This window comes from Paeniglutamicibacter gangotriensis Lz1y (assembly GCF_000348945.1).
GTDB lineage: Bacteria > Actinomycetota > Actinomycetes > Actinomycetales > Micrococcaceae > Paeniglutamicibacter > Paeniglutamicibacter gangotriensis.
The window spans coordinates 43,376-57,032 of record NZ_AOCK01000008.1; the positions used below are offsets into that span (position 1 = coordinate 43,376).

At 63.5% G+C, this 13,657-nt stretch carries 16 protein-coding genes and 2 riboswitches; of the genes, 10 read left to right on the forward strand and 6 right to left on the reverse strand.

Annotated features, from left to right (window positions below):
* Nucleotides 1–526 precede the first annotated feature (526 nt).
* Nucleotides 527–709 (forward strand): hypothetical protein, encoded by a 183-nt coding sequence (locus ADIAG_RS20340; RefSeq protein WP_149618819.1) that lies wholly within the window; start codon nt 527–529, stop codon nt 707–709.
* Between the two features lie 11 nt (nt 710–720).
* Here the strand turns inward: ADIAG_RS20340 and ADIAG_RS13275 are convergent, their stop codons facing one another.
* The 5 genes from ADIAG_RS13275 to ADIAG_RS13295 form a co-directional block, all read right to left on the reverse strand.
* A complete protein-coding gene (locus ADIAG_RS13275) occupies nt 721–1,617 on the reverse strand; it encodes a DUF4031 domain-containing protein (protein WP_043475013.1) in 897 nt (298 codons plus the stop codon).
* 37 nt (nt 1,618–1,654) lie between these two features.
* Nucleotides 1,655–1,945, reverse strand: a complete 291-nt coding sequence (locus ADIAG_RS13280) for a WXG100 family type VII secretion target (protein ID WP_007271899.1) — start codon at nt 1,943–1,945, stop codon at nt 1,655–1,657.
* A 172-nt stretch (nt 1,946–2,117) separates the two neighbouring features.
* Nucleotides 2,118–3,563: a sensor histidine kinase gene (locus ADIAG_RS13285; protein ID WP_149618816.1), complete on the reverse strand. Its 1,446-nt coding sequence runs from the start codon at nt 3,561–3,563 to the stop codon at nt 2,118–2,120.
* Nucleotides 3,564–3,645: 82 nt separating this feature from the next.
* Nucleotides 3,646–4,356, reverse strand: a complete 711-nt coding sequence (locus tag ADIAG_RS13290; protein WP_007271901.1) for a response regulator transcription factor — start codon at nt 4,354–4,356, stop codon at nt 3,646–3,648.
* Between the two features lie 133 nt (nt 4,357–4,489).
* Nucleotides 4,490–4,720 (reverse strand): hypothetical protein, encoded by a 231-nt coding sequence (locus ADIAG_RS13295; RefSeq protein WP_007271902.1) that lies wholly within the window; start codon nt 4,718–4,720, stop codon nt 4,490–4,492.
* Nucleotides 4,721–4,971: 251 nt separating this feature from the next.
* Between ADIAG_RS13295 and ADIAG_RS13300 the strand changes: the two genes are divergently transcribed.
* The gene (locus ADIAG_RS13300; RefSeq protein WP_007271903.1) at nt 4,972–5,355 is read left to right on the forward strand and encodes a cold-shock protein; all 384 of its coding nucleotides are present in this window, start codon (nt 4,972–4,974) and stop codon (nt 5,353–5,355) included.
* A 5-nt stretch (nt 5,356–5,360) separates the two neighbouring features.
* Entirely contained in the window at nt 5,361–5,849 is a 489-nt protein-coding gene (locus ADIAG_RS13305; protein ID WP_007271904.1) for a DUF3027 domain-containing protein, read from the forward strand.
* A gap of 188 nt (nt 5,850–6,037) precedes the next feature.
* On the opposite strand, the gene serC is transcribed toward ADIAG_RS13305, so the two are convergent.
* The gene (gene serC / locus ADIAG_RS13310) at nt 6,038–7,159 is read right to left on the reverse strand and encodes a phosphoserine transaminase (RefSeq protein WP_007271905.1); all 1,122 of its coding nucleotides are present in this window, start codon (nt 7,157–7,159) and stop codon (nt 6,038–6,040) included.
* 187 nt (nt 7,160–7,346) lie between these two features.
* Here serC and ADIAG_RS13315 point away from each other — a divergent pair, with 187 nt between their 5' ends.
* The 7 genes from ADIAG_RS13315 (at nt 7,347) to ADIAG_RS13345 (ending at nt 13,625) form a co-directional block, all read left to right on the forward strand.
* Nucleotides 7,347–8,042 (forward strand): metal-dependent transcriptional regulator, encoded by a 696-nt coding sequence (locus ADIAG_RS13315; protein WP_007271906.1) that lies wholly within the window; start codon nt 7,347–7,349, stop codon nt 8,040–8,042.
* 101 nt (nt 8,043–8,143) lie between these two features.
* Nucleotides 8,144–8,310: riboswitch (cyclic di-AMP (ydaO/yuaA leader) on the forward strand.
* An 87-nt stretch (nt 8,311–8,397) separates the two neighbouring features.
* Nucleotides 8,398–9,330 (forward strand): M23 family metallopeptidase, encoded by a 933-nt coding sequence (locus ADIAG_RS20345; protein WP_235045908.1) that lies wholly within the window; start codon nt 8,398–8,400, stop codon nt 9,328–9,330.
* Nucleotides 9,331–9,458: 128 nt separating this feature from the next.
* Nucleotides 9,459–9,613: riboswitch (cyclic di-AMP (ydaO/yuaA leader) on the forward strand.
* Nucleotides 9,614–9,618: 5 nt separating this feature from the next.
* Entirely contained in the window at nt 9,619–10,518 is a 900-nt protein-coding gene (locus ADIAG_RS13325) for a C40 family peptidase (protein WP_007271908.1), read from the forward strand.
* 445 nt (nt 10,519–10,963) lie between these two features.
* A complete protein-coding gene (locus tag ADIAG_RS13330) occupies nt 10,964–11,461 on the forward strand; it encodes an HNH endonuclease (protein ID WP_007271909.1) in 498 nt (165 codons plus the stop codon).
* Nucleotides 11,458–12,126 (forward strand): molybdenum cofactor guanylyltransferase, encoded by a 669-nt coding sequence (gene mobA, locus ADIAG_RS13335; RefSeq protein WP_007271910.1) that lies wholly within the window; start codon nt 11,458–11,460, stop codon nt 12,124–12,126. Before ADIAG_RS13330 ends, mobA begins: the two co-directional genes overlap by 4 nt.
* A 15-nt stretch (nt 12,127–12,141) precedes the next feature.
* On the forward strand, nt 12,142–12,420 hold the full coding sequence (locus tag ADIAG_RS13340) for a DUF6457 domain-containing protein (protein WP_007271911.1): 279 nt from the start codon (nt 12,142–12,144) through the stop codon (nt 12,418–12,420).
* 11 nt (nt 12,421–12,431) lie between these two features.
* Complete coding sequence (locus ADIAG_RS13345; RefSeq protein ID WP_007271912.1) at nt 12,432–13,625, forward strand: molybdopterin molybdotransferase MoeA; 1,194 nt, start codon at nt 12,432–12,434, stop codon at nt 13,623–13,625.
* Nucleotides 13,626–13,657 lie beyond the last annotated feature (32 nt).

A 13,657-nucleotide genomic window follows, 5' to 3' on the forward strand; every position in this document is an offset into this window, starting at 1 on the left:
GTGGGAAATACGGTACGCAAGCCTTGGCAGGAAAATACCCCGGCGGTCCACCGGTTCATGGAACATCTCAGGGATCAGGGCCTCTCCGAGGCCCCCAAACGTACGGCAAAGATCCGCAAGGTCGCCACGTCGTGGAATTCGTTGCCGGGACACCAGCACCACACGACCGTTCCCTGCTCGCGGACCTCCTGTCCACGGTCGGACGATCGATCCGCAGCATCCACGATTGTGCCGCCGGTTTCACACCTGCCCCGGGGGAGCCCTGTTCTTCCTTGGTACCGGTGGCCGATGCGGAGATGATCTGTCACAACGACTTGGCGCCATGGAGCCTTGTGCTGGGCGATGAACCGGTCTTTATCGACTGTGACGGTGCCGGACCCAGTACTCGCCTCTAGCCTATGCCGCCCAATCCTTTGCCTTCCTCGTCGCCGGCCAGGACCCCCACGTTGCCGCAGTACGCCTACGGAGCCTAGCGGTGGAGGGGGACGCGGCGGACACCGAGATGTGTGCGGGTCTGCCAAGCACGATGATCGAACGTACCCGGGCCATGTACGACTTTCTGCGCGCCGCACACCAGGAAAACCACCAGCCCTGGGGACAGATGTTCCTCGATGGCCACGGAGAGCATTGCGTCGGCGCCACAAGGTTTATGGAAGAACACCTCGAGCTCTGGGTCCGGGCACTGCACCGCGATGAGCAACCCGCGTGAGCTGCGACGAGCTATGGTTCCACGGATTCCAACTCCATGAGCTCGAGATGGAGATTCGCCAAGGCTTTTTCTTCCCATAGTTCCCGGCCACGGGCAGTGGAATACAACGAACCGTCCGCCAGCAGCCCGCGCAGGATTACCGCGCGGCCGCGGGCGAAATCCGGGTCCGGAACGTGAGCGTATTCGCGCCGCACCGCGGTGGTGTAGCGACGGTATGCCGCCGGGTTTCGGGCCAGTACCTCCAGATCCGCATCGCAAAGTAGCGCTCCTGCGTTGTCGCCGGGCTCCGGCTTATGTGTCTTGGTCAAGCGCACTAGCCGCACCACCTCGGCCACTACCTGCTCCCGAACTCCGATGCCCGGCAGCCGGGCGGCTGCCAACGCCGCGGAGTCCTCCTCATCGGTGGCACGGCCCAGATACACCGCATCGTGGAACCACGCGGCCAAATGCACCCCCAGATGCTCGGAGCCCAGCCTCGCTGGAGAGCCCAACGTATCAAGGGCTGCCAAGACCGCTAACAGGTGTGCCCTGTCGTGATAAGTCCGCTGTTCCTGGCTCCAGCAATCCAGTAGTTCCCGACCCAGCTCCGGTGCCGAGAGCCCCAGAGACTCCCAACGGGCCAGCAACACCGCGTCCAGGCGTTCGGGCCGTTCCTTGGCGCGCACCCGCAACCCCGAAGCAATCAGCCGGCGCACCAGCTCGGTGGCCGGCACCGCGACGGCGCCGGCGGCCACCAGAGCGTCGTAGCGTTGCTGCGGGACGTCGTAGTGGTCGCGGTCGAAGGCGCGCTCAGAGAGGTCCTGGGCGCGGGCGAAGGCGTGGAGCTCCTCGAGCGAGGCATCGGAGACCATATGCGAGAAGAGGGTTCCGTGGGCCGGCCAGAACGGTGGATCAATAAGGATGGACACGTTCCCTAGACTAATACGCCCATCACGCCTTCGGCGGTCAGTACGTGAAGAGGCTGGCGTTGGCGGCCTCGGCCTCGTCGTATTGAACCGAGGCACGGTTCAGAGCGGTGCCGATGGAAGACAGGGATTCCTCGACGCGAGCCTGGGTGGTGCGCCAGTCGGCGACCACGGACTGGAAATTGCCAGAGGCTGCGCCCTGCCAGGTTCCTTGCAGATCTTGCAGTGACGAGGTCAAGGAGTTCACCTCGGCCCGGACGCGCTCGATGGTGGCCTGCAGGTTCATGGAACGGACCTGCATCTCATTGGTATTGGCGGCAAAAGTACTCATGTTGCTTTCACTTCCGTGCTGGTAATCAGGTGGCACCGCGGGCCGATTTGGTCCGCGGCGGGAAACTTCTGGCCGATTCGGCGCAGGCTTCTGACTACAGGCTAAAAGCAACACACCCCGTTGCGGGCAGAGGCCGCAACGGGGTGTGGATAATGCTGGAAGGCTCGAGGGCTTAAACTTCGACGTCTTCCTCGGCCTCTAGCGAGTCCTCCGGCTTGACGTAGGGCAGGTGGATCGACATTGTTGCTCCGCCTCCGGCGGTGTCGCTGAGCCTGATGGAGCCGTCGTGCTGTGCGGCGATCGCCGCGACGATGGCCAGGCCCAGGCCGGTGCCGCCGGTTTCTCGCTGACGTGAAGAGTCGGCACGGTAGAACCGTTCAAAGACCCGCCCAGCGTCTTCTTCGGAGATGCCAGGACCGTGGTCACGGATCTCCAACACTGCGTCGGATCTCCCGTCGATGACGGGTTTGACCCCGACAGCGATCTCGATGTCGGTTCCCGCAGGGGTGTAGCGCAGGGCGTTGGTCATGAGATTGGCGACGATCTGGCGCAGCCTTGCCTCGTCCCCGCTGGTGGGCGCCTGTTGCGGAGCTCCGCCGTCGAGGCCGACCAGCCGCACCTTGCGGTCCACGTCGTTGACCCGCAGGTCCTCGACGGCATCCCCTGCCAGCATCAGCAGGTCAATGGGTATGCGCTCCAACGGGCGCTGCTCGTCGAGCCGGGCCAGGGTCAGTAGGTCTTCGACCAGTTGGGCCATGCGTTTGGATTCGGCTTCGATCCGTCCCATGGCGGTGCGCAGCATCTCCGGGTCGTTCAGTCCGCCTTGCCGGTAGAACTCCGAATACCCCTGGATGGTGACCAAGGGGGTGCGCAGCTCGTGTGAGGCGTCCTGGATGAAGCGGCGCATCTTGCGCTCGGAGGCGGCCCGTCCACGGAAGGCGTGTTCGATGTGCGCCAGCATCGCGTTCAAGGAACGCGAGAGTCGCCCGACCTCGGTTTCTGGCGGATAATCCTCCACGCGCCGGGACAGGTCGCCCGCGGCAATGGCCGCGGCGGTGCGTTCAACGCGCAACAGCGGCAGCAGCGCACGGGTGGTGATCCCGTAGGCGATCATCGACATCAGTAGTGTTGCCAGCATGCCCGTGGAGATCACCAGCATGGTGGCCTTGGTGACGGTGTCGTTCACGGAGGTCATCGGCAGGGCATAGACCAGATCATAGTCGGTGCGCGGTAGATCCACGATGCGCACCCGCCAGCCGGCAGAACCGAGGTTGCTGCCGTTGACCGTCAATGAATCGGAAGGATTTTCGCGCAACTTCTGAAGTTCGGCGGCCTCGATGTCCGGGGCATCGAGGGGCTTGTCGTCGGAGGAGGCCTTGCGCGGCATGGTGTAGAGCTTGGTCCCGGATTCGTCGCGCAGATCCCCGTAGAAACGTGCCAGCCCGCTGGATTTGGGGTTGATCGCGGCGATGCCCGCATAATCGTTGAGCATCGTGGCGGTGACGGTGGCGGTGTTGGACTTCAGATCGGTGTCGACCTGGGCCGTTAGCATCAGCCGCAGGGATTGGGCAGAGCCGACCGCTGTGACCATAATGCCCGCGATCATCAGTGTGCTCATGAGGGCCACGAGCTTGGTCCGCAGCGACACCTGTCGCCAAAACCTGCGGGCGCTTTCCACGTGGGGGAACCGGCCTTTCGTCTTAGCGGCGGTCAGCGGTCCGCATGAGGTAGCCGACACCGCGCTTGGTCTGGATCAGTGAAGGCCAGTCGGGGTGCGAGTCGATCTTTCGACGAAGGTAGGAGATGTATGACTCCACGATGGAGGCGTCGCCGTTGAAGTCGTATTCCCAGACGTGGTCAAGGATCTGTGCCTTGGACAGCACCCGGTTGGGGTTCATCATCAGGTAGCGCAGCAGCTTGAACTCGGTCGGGGAGAGCTCGATGACTTCCCCGGAGCGACGGACCTCGTGTGCGTCGTCATCCAGTTCGAGGTCGTCCACGCGGATGATTGCGCTGTCTTCCTCGGCAGGCTGCGTGCGTCGCAGCACCGCACGGATGCGCGCCACGACCTCGTCGAGGCTGAAGGGCTTGGTGACATAGTCGTCGCCGCCCACGGTCAGGCCGGTGACTTTGTCCTCGGTGTCGTCACGGGCGGTGAGGAAGAGTACCGGGAAGTGTTTGCCGGCGGCGCGCAGCCGTCGGGTGATGGTGAACCCGTCCATGTCGGGGAGCATCACATCGAGGACCGCAAGGTCCGGGGTGTCTGCTTCCACCGCGGCCAGAGCCTCACGGCCGTTGGCTGCCGCAACCACCTCGAAGCCTGCGAAGCGTAGGGAGGTGGAGAGCAACTCGCGGATGTTTGGTTCGTCGTCGACGACCAGGAGCTTTGCTTCGGGGGTTTTGGCATTCATAGTTACCAGTCTGCAACCGTTGTCTGTATGAATCCTGTGTGTTCATTGTGAGCCCAGAGGTTGTCGACACGGTGCAAGCAGCCAAGGCACCCGGCACTTGCCGGGTTGTGCAGTGGGAATGCCGGTGGCCGGGCTAGGGGGAACGGCGGCGTTCGCGGAAATTCAGCGCCAGGATCACGATCAGCAGGATGAAGGCGACCGGCAGTCCGTAGAGCGCCACGGCAAGCAGGGCCGGGACCGGGGCTGTCTGCATCATGTATTGGATGAGGATGATGGCCAGAGCAACCAACGAAACAATGGCAATAGAGCCGGCCACGAGGGTCAGGATGCGCTGGGATGCGGGGGTAGAGGCAGTGGTGTTCACCCCTTAAAACTACCGTGCAGCGGACGCGAAGCCATATCGGGGTGCGGATCGGGGACTGGAAGAGGGTATGCCCGGGATGTCGTACCCTAGAAGATATAGACTTCCCCGGTCGCATGAGCCGACCCGGACGCCCCGCAAGCGGGTGTCGGGCCGCGTGGTTTCGTTCCGGGAGATCGCCAGAAAATGGGGAACGCGGTTGGTCAAGGACCCCGCGGACGGCCCATTGTGACGCAAGAACGAGGTAGTTAGACGTGCCAACCGGCAAAGTGAAATGGTACGAACCCTCCAAGGGGTTCGGATTCTTGGTGACCGATGAGGGTCAGGAAGTGTATTTGAACGCCTCTGCGCTGCCAGCGGGCGTGACGGAGCTGCGCGCAGGAACCCGCCTAGAGTTTGGTATTGCCGAAGGACGCAAGGGCGCCCAAGCGCTGAGCGTACGCTTGCTGGATGAGATCCCTTCCGTATCGCGCGCCAAGCGCAAGCCGGCCGAAGACACCGCCGTGCTGATCGAAGACCTCATTAAGGTGCTCGACTCGGTCTCCAACGGCCTGCGCTACGGCCGTTACCCTGAAAAAGCCCATGGCGCCAAGATCGCAGCAGTGCTGCGCGCCGTGGCCGACGATTTGGACGCCTGATCAATATGGCACGGAAACCAATACTGGACGCAACCCTGGCCAAGGCCATCGAGCCCGCCCGCAGCGCATTGCTGGAAATCACCGATGCTTCGATGATCGGCGAGCATGTTGACGCGGTCAACGACGGCGAACGTCTGGTGACCCATCGCTTTGCCTCGCTACTGCCCGGATACGAGGGCTGGTGCTGGTTCGCGACGCTGACCCGCGTTCCTCGCGGCCAGGCCAAGGACCTCACGGTGTGTGAAGTGGGGATCCTTCCTGGCGACGACGCACTGCTGGCCCCGGCCTGGGTGCCATGGGCAGAGCGTGTGCGTCCCGAAGAGATCGACGCCGAGCGACGTGTGGCTGAGGAGGCCGCCGCGGCCGCTGCGGGGATTGAACTGCCCGTAGAGAATGCCGCGCAGGAGCCCTCTGCAACGGACGCAGCGGATGCGGAAGCCGACCCAGAGTCCGAGGTCGAAGCCGAGGGCGCGGAAGACAGCGACAAGCAATAGTAGATTAATCTTCCGGTGGACTAGTCCACCAAAAGGGTGCATGGGAAACGATCAGGGAATCGTTGCCCATGCACCCTTTTTTATGGCAATCGGAGCTATCCCACCCCGGTCACCGGGCATGAGAAAGGCGGCGCCACCGCTCCGGTTTCAAATCCGGTGCAATGACGCCGCCTGACTGGGCCGGGAAATTAGCTGTTCTTCAGCACGTATTCGATGCACTTGATCAAGGCCGAGACATCTTCGGGCTCGATGGCCACGAAGGTGGCAACGCGCAGCTGGTTGCGGCCGAGCTTGCGGTACGGCTCGACATCCACCACTCCGTTGGCGCGCAGCGTCTTAGCAACGGCCGCGGCGTCAATCGAATCGTTGAAGTCGATCGTGGCAATGACATTGGAGCGGTCCTTCGGGTCAACCACATACGGGGTGGCGACGTCGGAAGCCTCGGCCCAGTCGTACAAGCGGGAGGCCGAGTCCGCGGTTCGTCCCGAGGCAAAGGCCAAACCGCCATTGGCATTGAGCCACTGGACCTGGGCGTTGAGCGTCACCAGAGTGGAGAGGGCTGGGGTGTTGTAGGTCTGGTTCAGACGCGAGTTGTCGATCGCGGTCTTCAGGTTCAAGAAGTCAGGGATCCAGCGACCCGAGGCAGCGATCTCCTCGGCGCGGGCAATGGCCGCGGGGGAGAAGAAGGCAATCCACAGTCCACCGTCGGAGGCGAAGTTTTTCTGCGGGGCAAAGTAGTAGACGTCGGTTTGTGAGACGTCTACGTCTAGCCCGCCAGCAGCCGAGGTGGCGTCGATGACGATCAGTGCATCCTGATCGGCGCCCTCAACCCGGTGCACAGGAGCGGCCACGCCCGTGGAGGTCTCGTTCTGGGGCCAAGCGTATACATCCACCCCGGCCTCGGCGACAGGAACGGGGCGTGTGCCGGGTTCGGAGACGATGATGGTGGAGGGCTCGAGGAACGGGGCCTTGTTGGTGGCGGCGGCAAACTTTGAGCCGAACTCCCCGAAGGACAGGTGCTGGGCCTTGTGGCGGACCAACCCGAAGGTGGCCACGTCCCAGAATGCGGTAGATCCGCCTACGCCGAGGACCACTTCGTAGTCCTCGGGAGCGTTGAAGAAGGTTTTGAGGCCTTCCTGGATCTCGCGGACCAAGTTCTTGACCGGCGCCTGACGGTGGGAGGTTCCCAAGAGCTGCGTGCCCGCATCGCTTAGTGCCTGGAGCTGTTCCGGGCGGACCTTGGACGGACCAGCGCCGAAGCGGCCGTCCACTGGCAGAAGGTCTTGGGGAATAGTCATGCCGGTGCTCATGTTGCTCCTCATTAGGGGGGGGTATGCTTTGGCTCCCTCTCACCCGTTGGATCGGGGGACGCCTGCCGTCTTCTATAATCTCGCACCTTCGCATTCAATGCGTAATAACGAGTCCGTAATGTGAACGCGGGTAGAGTGGAGGCGTCGTGAACTCTTGTAAAAAACAACCCATGCGGGAGCTGCAAACGTGTCAGATCTGATCGATACCACCGAAATGTACCTGCGCACCATCCTGGAACTCCAGGAAGAAGGCATCATCGCCCTGCGTGCACGTATTGCCGAGCGCCTCGGGCACTCTGGTCCCACGGTTTCGCAGACGATTGCCCGCATGGAACGCGACGGGCTTGTCGTGGTGACTACCGACCGGCACCTCGAATTGACCGAACACGGTGCGGAGGTCGCCACCGGAGTGATGCGCAAACACCGCTTGGCCGAACGATTGCTGGCGGATGTCATCGGCCTTGAGTGGGAATATGTCCACGAGGAAGCCTGTCGTTGGGAACACGTGATGAGCGAACGGGTAGAGCAGCGTTTGTACGCACTGCTCGGTAAGCCGGCTGCGTCCCCGTATGGCAATCCCATTCCCGGGCTGGAAACGTTGGGAGGACCGGCGTTGTCCGAAATCTCTGTGAGTGTCCAAAATCTCGATTCCGCTCTGCTGGATGGCAATTCGGGTCCTGTGCGTGTCGAGCGCCTAGCCGAGACCATTCAGGTCGAGCCTGAGCTGCTGGTGCAGCTTGATGAGGGCGGCATCCGCCCGGGAGCCCTAGTCACCCTCGAAAGGGCCGGAGACTACGTGGTGGTGCGGGTGGAAGGAATCGAGGGGGCGCTGGAGCTTCCGACCGAAGTCAGCGCCCATGTATTTGTCCGTCGCATGGATTGATAACGGAATTGTAACTTTGGCATAAACACCGGTAGGGTTTCACGTTGGGTTGCACTTAGGCAATCCGGTCCTGATCCGGTTCGCATAACCCTACCGGCGGATTCAGGAGCAAGCAGTCCCGGTAGGGGCGGAGGACCCAACTCAACCGTTCCTGGCCGATGGCCATGGTTCTTGGGGTGAAGCTGAGTCCGCCCAGGTGGGCTCGGCCGAGTAGATCTCATGACTCGAATCCGACAGCTAACTTCGCAGGCGATACATGAGAGGTAGTCATTTGACCCAGCAGCACACCGCTGGGCGCCGTCGTGCGTCCGGTCCCGTTGATGCTCTGCCTGCAGAAGGCACACTAGAGCAGGTTGTGGACACCGCATTGGGCGGTGAAGGCACGAACCGTCGCTCAGGACGACGCTCTCTAGTCGTGGCCCCGGAGGTCACTGGTACCCCGAGCTCAACTCAGTACACAGGCCGCCGCTTTGGTGCAGGCCTGCGCTACGGAGCGGTCCCGGATGCTGCATCCATCGCCGCCACCGAGATTCCCGTCGCTCTGGCGGCTCCCGTCACCCCGGTGTCCGCTCCTGCAAAAGCCGACGAGCTGGACAATGTCCTCACGCTCGCACCACGGGCAGCCCGAGGGCCGCGGTCCCGCATGGGTTTCACCCACAAACTTGCGGCAGTTGCGGCTGTTTCCGGCCTCGCCTTCGCTGCCGCCTCGCCCGGGCAGGAACCCGAAGACGCAGTTGCCGACACCCAGCGTGTGGCACAGTCAGTGGTTGTTGACGTGAAGGCCCCTGCCGGTGACGCCATCAAGATCGATCGCGCATCAGTGACCAGCCAGTACACCGTCGAAGACAAGCTGGAGACCGTCATGACGGCCGCCGGCGGAGACGTCACCAGGATCTCCAGCGAGGGCGTTCTGGCCCAGCCGGTAGACAACGTGCGACTGACTTCACGCTTCGGCCACCGCAAAAACCCCACCGGTCCTGGCTTTATGAGCCACAACGGCCTCGACTACGGTGTCCCGATGGGCACGCCGATCAAGGCCAGCGCGGCCGGTACCGTAGTGCAGGCCGAATGGGCCGGGCACTCCGGGTTTCGGGTGAAGGTTGACCATGGCAATGGGCTGGAAACCAGCTACAACCACAACTCGGTCCTGAAGGTGAAAGTAGGCCAGAAGGTCAACCGCGGCGATGTCGTCTCTTTGAGCGGCAGCACCGGCAACTCAACAGGCCCTCACCTGCACCTCGAAGTCATAGTCAACGGCAAATGGGTAAACCCCGAGGGCTGGTTATAACGCCAATTGTCACCGTTCCGTGACCAGAACGTGACTTTTGCAATCGCTTCATATATTCTAAAAGATGTGTTCAGGGATCAACTCTGAATACCGCCGCGGGAAGTGCCGAGCACTGCCAGCCCACGGTGTCCGTTCAATTACTCGTTTGGCAGTGGCGGGGGACCCACTTTCGGTTTCCACACTAGGAAGCCTTGGGGTTAAGCAGTGCGGCCTTACAGCCGGATTGCCGAGTGACTCCCACTCGAACCCGACAGCTCACCCCGCAGGCATCAGGAGAGGCATCACTACGTGACTACACGTCAAGCAGCATTGGGCCGCCACCGCGCGACCCCGGTTCGGACTAACCCGCTCGAATCCATCTCGAAGGCAGTTGCCTCGAATGCAGGTTCCGTTGGCCGTCAGGCAGCGGTCATCGCTGCAGCATCCGGTCTCGTATTGACCTTGGGTGTACCCGCAGCCCAGGGCAACGTGGCTCGCGATTCAAGCGCCACCCCCGTTGAAGGCCTTTCCGCAGAGCGCGTTGCCGTCAAGGCCGTTTCGGTCTCCGCGGATCGCTCCAAGGACCTGGACATCGAGCGCGCAGCGTTCACCTCCAAGCCCGCACCGGCTCCCGTCGTGATTGCCGTAGCCGATGAGGTCACCGAGCAGTCAACTGCTCCGCAGACCCGCGCTTCGAACAACTCGAATAACTCCAGCGCCCCGGTGACCCGCTCGTCGAACAACAACGACGACTCCAGCGCCCCGATGACCCGTTCAAACAACGGCGGCGCCCCGCAGTCCACCGCCAAGGCACCTAAGGCGCCCGAAGCTCCGAAGGCCAAGAAGGAGTCGGCCAACACCGGCAACCTCTCAGGCATCGCAGCAACCGCCGCCAAGTACGTCGGCGCCCCCTACGTCTGGGGCGGCAGCAGCCCCTCTGGCTGGGACTGCTCCGGCTTCGTCAAGTACGTCTACGCGCAGCACGGCATCAACATCGCCCGTGGCACCTCCGCCATCCGCGGTTCGGGCCAGTTTGTTCGCACCTCCTCACCGAAGCCGGGCGACCTCGTCTTCCAGAACGGTGGAGGCCACGTCGGCATCTACCTCGGTGGTGGCAAGATGATCGGTGCACAGAACCCCTCGGTCGGCACCATCCTGCACAGCGTTTCACGCAACCCGCTCTACGGGTACTACACCCTCAAGGGCTAGTTCTAGTCTTGGCAAAGGCCCCGGCGATCCGCAAGGATCCGCCGGGGCCTTGTGCTTAACCACGGGGACCTCGACGGTTGGTCGTCCGGACCGCGCCTTGACCCACGCTCCGTAATCCCTTGAGACTGCTCGTAGCCCGGAGATGCTCCGCCGGGTGGCACCGGTGTGCCACCCCGGCCTAAGCCCATCGGCTACCTGCTGCCGACACAACGGAGAATTGCGCAGGGCAGACAGCCGCCACGCAGTGGTCGCCCCGGCCGGTGAACGGACGCTGAAATGATGATGGAAATTTAAGCCGTTTGAGCCCAAAACGAGGAAAACAGCGCTTTCTTGTCCTAGGCTAGTGCGCAGGAGCCAAAGCCGAGTGCCGTGAGCGCCACCGTGAGGGACTTCCGTCGTGGACGGGTCCCTTAGTTGCGCCGGGTCAGGATCAACGGAGGCGCACATGCGAACCCTGGTACTGAATGCAGGATTTGAACCGCTGGCGGTCATCACCTTCCGCCGGGCACTTCTGCTTGTCCTCACGGGGAAGGCCACGGTCCTTGCCAACGACGACCGCCACCCGGTGATCGGCGTCAATCACGTCATGCCCAGGCCCACGGTGATCCTGCTCAACCGTTATGTCCGGTTGCCGTACCGCACGTCCATCAATGTCTCGCGGCGCGGGGTGCTACGCCGCGATGGACACCGCTGTGCCTATTGCGGACGAAGTGCCAACACGATCGACCACATCGTGCCGCGAAGCCGCGGTGGCGAGGATTCATGGGAGAATCTAGTTGCAGCATGCCAAGGGTGCAACAGTGCCAAGGGAGACCGGACGCTGGCGCAACTTGGTTGGAAGCTGCGGTTCGCCCCGAGCCGCCCGCGAGGCGCGCAATGGTTCATCACTGAACTTGAACGCCCCGCAGAAGCTTGGAGTCCCTTTTTACGGAGTGCAGCATGAAATTCGATGCGATCATCGTGGCCGGTGGCCGTGGTTCCCGACTTGGCGGGGTTAGCAAACCCTTGCTGGAACATCGGGGTGAAACGTTACTGGAACATTCGCTCAACGCCGTTCGCGACGCCCAAGCCATCGCGGTCGTCGGAGCCCATGCCCTGGCCGAGGCCGTGACCAGATACATGGATGGCGCACCGGATGAACAGCGCGTCGTGATCACTCGTGAGTACCCCACCTTTGCCGGCCCCGCCGCGGCGGTCGCCGCTGGTCGGGCAGCCCTCGATGACGGGCCGGACGACGAAGGGGCACAACGCGAAAACGAGGCCTCCGAACTCACCGTGGTACTGGCCTCGGATCTGCTGGACCCCGCCCCGGTCGTGGCAGCACTGCTGGCAGCCACCGAAAGGCCTGCACCGGGCATCGAAGCCTGGGTTCCCCAGGATGCGACCGGGGTGCTGCAGACACTTTCCTGCGCCATCCTCACCACCCCGCTGCGCGAAGCCATCAGCCAGGCCGCCGAACCCCACGGAAGTCTCGAGAATGCTTCGATGATGCGTCTGCTTGCTACAGTTCAGATGGAACGGCTGAAGCTTCCCGATGCGGACTTCAGCGACGTTGATACGCCCGGGGACGCCGGGCGGCACGGGATAGCAGTGTCCAACGGGCACTGACAAGGAGAACGCACCATGCCTGAAGCCCAACTCGAAGACTGGGTCACAGAACTCTTGAGGGCCTTTGAGCTCTCCGGGACGAGGGTCGACATTGACCAGGTGCTTTCGCTGGCCGGTGTTGCCGCCCACACCATCGTGCGTCCCGCGGCACCGCTGACCACCTTCCTGGCCGGTTACGCGGCCGGCCTTGCCGTAGGCAGCGGTCAATCATCCGAGAAGCCGGCCATGGACTCCGCCGATGCCTTGGCCCGCTCGGTCCTGGCAAAACGCTCCGGTTCCGCAGACAACGCCTAGTCCGTCAACCGTTGAGAGACCACAGCTGGGAAGCCGCGCGCACCGACGCGCATCGACTGGGCGCCTTGCGCACCGCCAGGACCGAATCCATTGACCTGCACCACGCCGCCGGGCGGATCCTTGCCACGGAGCTACGAGCCAATTACCCCCTGCCGCATTGCGAAACCTCCGCCATGGACGGCTACGCGGTTAACGGACCCGGACCGTGGCAGTTGCTGGCCGACCTGGCACCAAACCCCGGCGAAGGCAAAACGCCGGGGATCGCCGAAGGGCAGGCCATCGCGGTGGTCACCGGCTCATTGATCCCGACCGGCACCACCTCGATCCTGCGCGTGGAAGACTCGCATCGAGACGGCGCACTGCTGGTTGCCGATCGCCCCCCACGGACCGGGGCCGATATCCGTCCCGCGGGCACCGAGGCAGCCGCCGGTGAGCTACTGGCCAGCGCCGGAACCCGGCTGCGCGCCGGAGTCCTAGCCACGGCTGCCGTCTCGGGTCACGACGAACTCAGCGTCTTTGCCAGACCCTCGGTGCATCTGGTGTTCACCGGTGATGAGGTCGTCACCTCCGGGTACCCGGCACCCGGGCAGGTCCGCGACGGATTCTCCCCGGTACTGCCACTGCTCGTGGCCACACTGGGCGGACAAACCTCTGGCACCACACGGATCGGCGACACCCTCGAAGCCACCGTGGCGGCACTGGACTCGGCGTCCGCCCGAGACGCCAACATCATCGTCACCACCGGCGGCACAGGATTCTCCGACCGCGACTTCGTCCGCGCAGCAGTGCACGAACTCGGCGGAAGCGAAGTCATCTCCTCCATCGCCATGCGCCCGGGGCACCCCTCGATGCTCTCTTCTCTGCCCGGAAACAGGCTGCTGGTGGCCCTGCCCGGAAATCCCTTGGCCGCACTCATGGCAGCGGCCACGCTAGTGGACCCGATCCTGCGCGGGGCCACCGGACGTGCACCGGCCAGGCTGCGCGCCGCGGTCAGTACCGCAGACTTCGGGCCGTTGCCCGGGCGCACCCGGCTGGTTCCGGCCAGCTGGACCCGCGATGCGGCCGGGCCCGACGCGCTGGCCCCTTCTGAACATATCGCCCCGGCGATGCTGCGCGGTTTGGCCGCCGCCGATGCGATCCTGGTCATCGGTCCCGAGGGCGCCGCAGCAGGAGCTCCGGTGCACTACTTGGAGCTACCGTGGTAAGAGCGATACGCGGCGGATGCCGGCGGGATATC

Coding starts and splice junctions, on each gene's coding strand:
- ADIAG_RS20340 (WP_149618819.1), top strand. CDS start 527: ATGATCGAACGTACCCGGGCCATGTACGACTTTCTGCGCGCCGCACAC.
- ADIAG_RS13280 (WP_007271899.1), bottom strand. CDS start 1,945: ATGAGTACTTTTGCCGCCAATACCAATGAGATGCAGGTCCGTTCCATG.
- ADIAG_RS13285 (WP_149618816.1), bottom strand. CDS start 3,563: ATGAGCACACTGATGATCGCGGGCATTATGGTCACAGCGGTCGGCTCT.
- ADIAG_RS13290 (WP_007271901.1), bottom strand. CDS start 4,356: ATGAATGCCAAAACCCCCGAAGCAAAGCTCCTGGTCGTCGACGACGAA.
- ADIAG_RS13305 (WP_007271904.1), top strand. CDS start 5,361: ATGGCACGGAAACCAATACTGGACGCAACCCTGGCCAAGGCCATCGAG.
- serC (WP_007271905.1), bottom strand. CDS start 7,159: ATGAGCACCGGCATGACTATTCCCCAAGACCTTCTGCCAGTGGACGGC.
- ADIAG_RS13330 (WP_007271909.1), top strand. CDS start 10,964: ATGCGAACCCTGGTACTGAATGCAGGATTTGAACCGCTGGCGGTCATC.
- mobA (WP_007271910.1), top strand. CDS start 11,458: ATGAAATTCGATGCGATCATCGTGGCCGGTGGCCGTGGTTCCCGACTT.
- ADIAG_RS13340 (WP_007271911.1), top strand. CDS start 12,142: ATGCCTGAAGCCCAACTCGAAGACTGGGTCACAGAACTCTTGAGGGCC.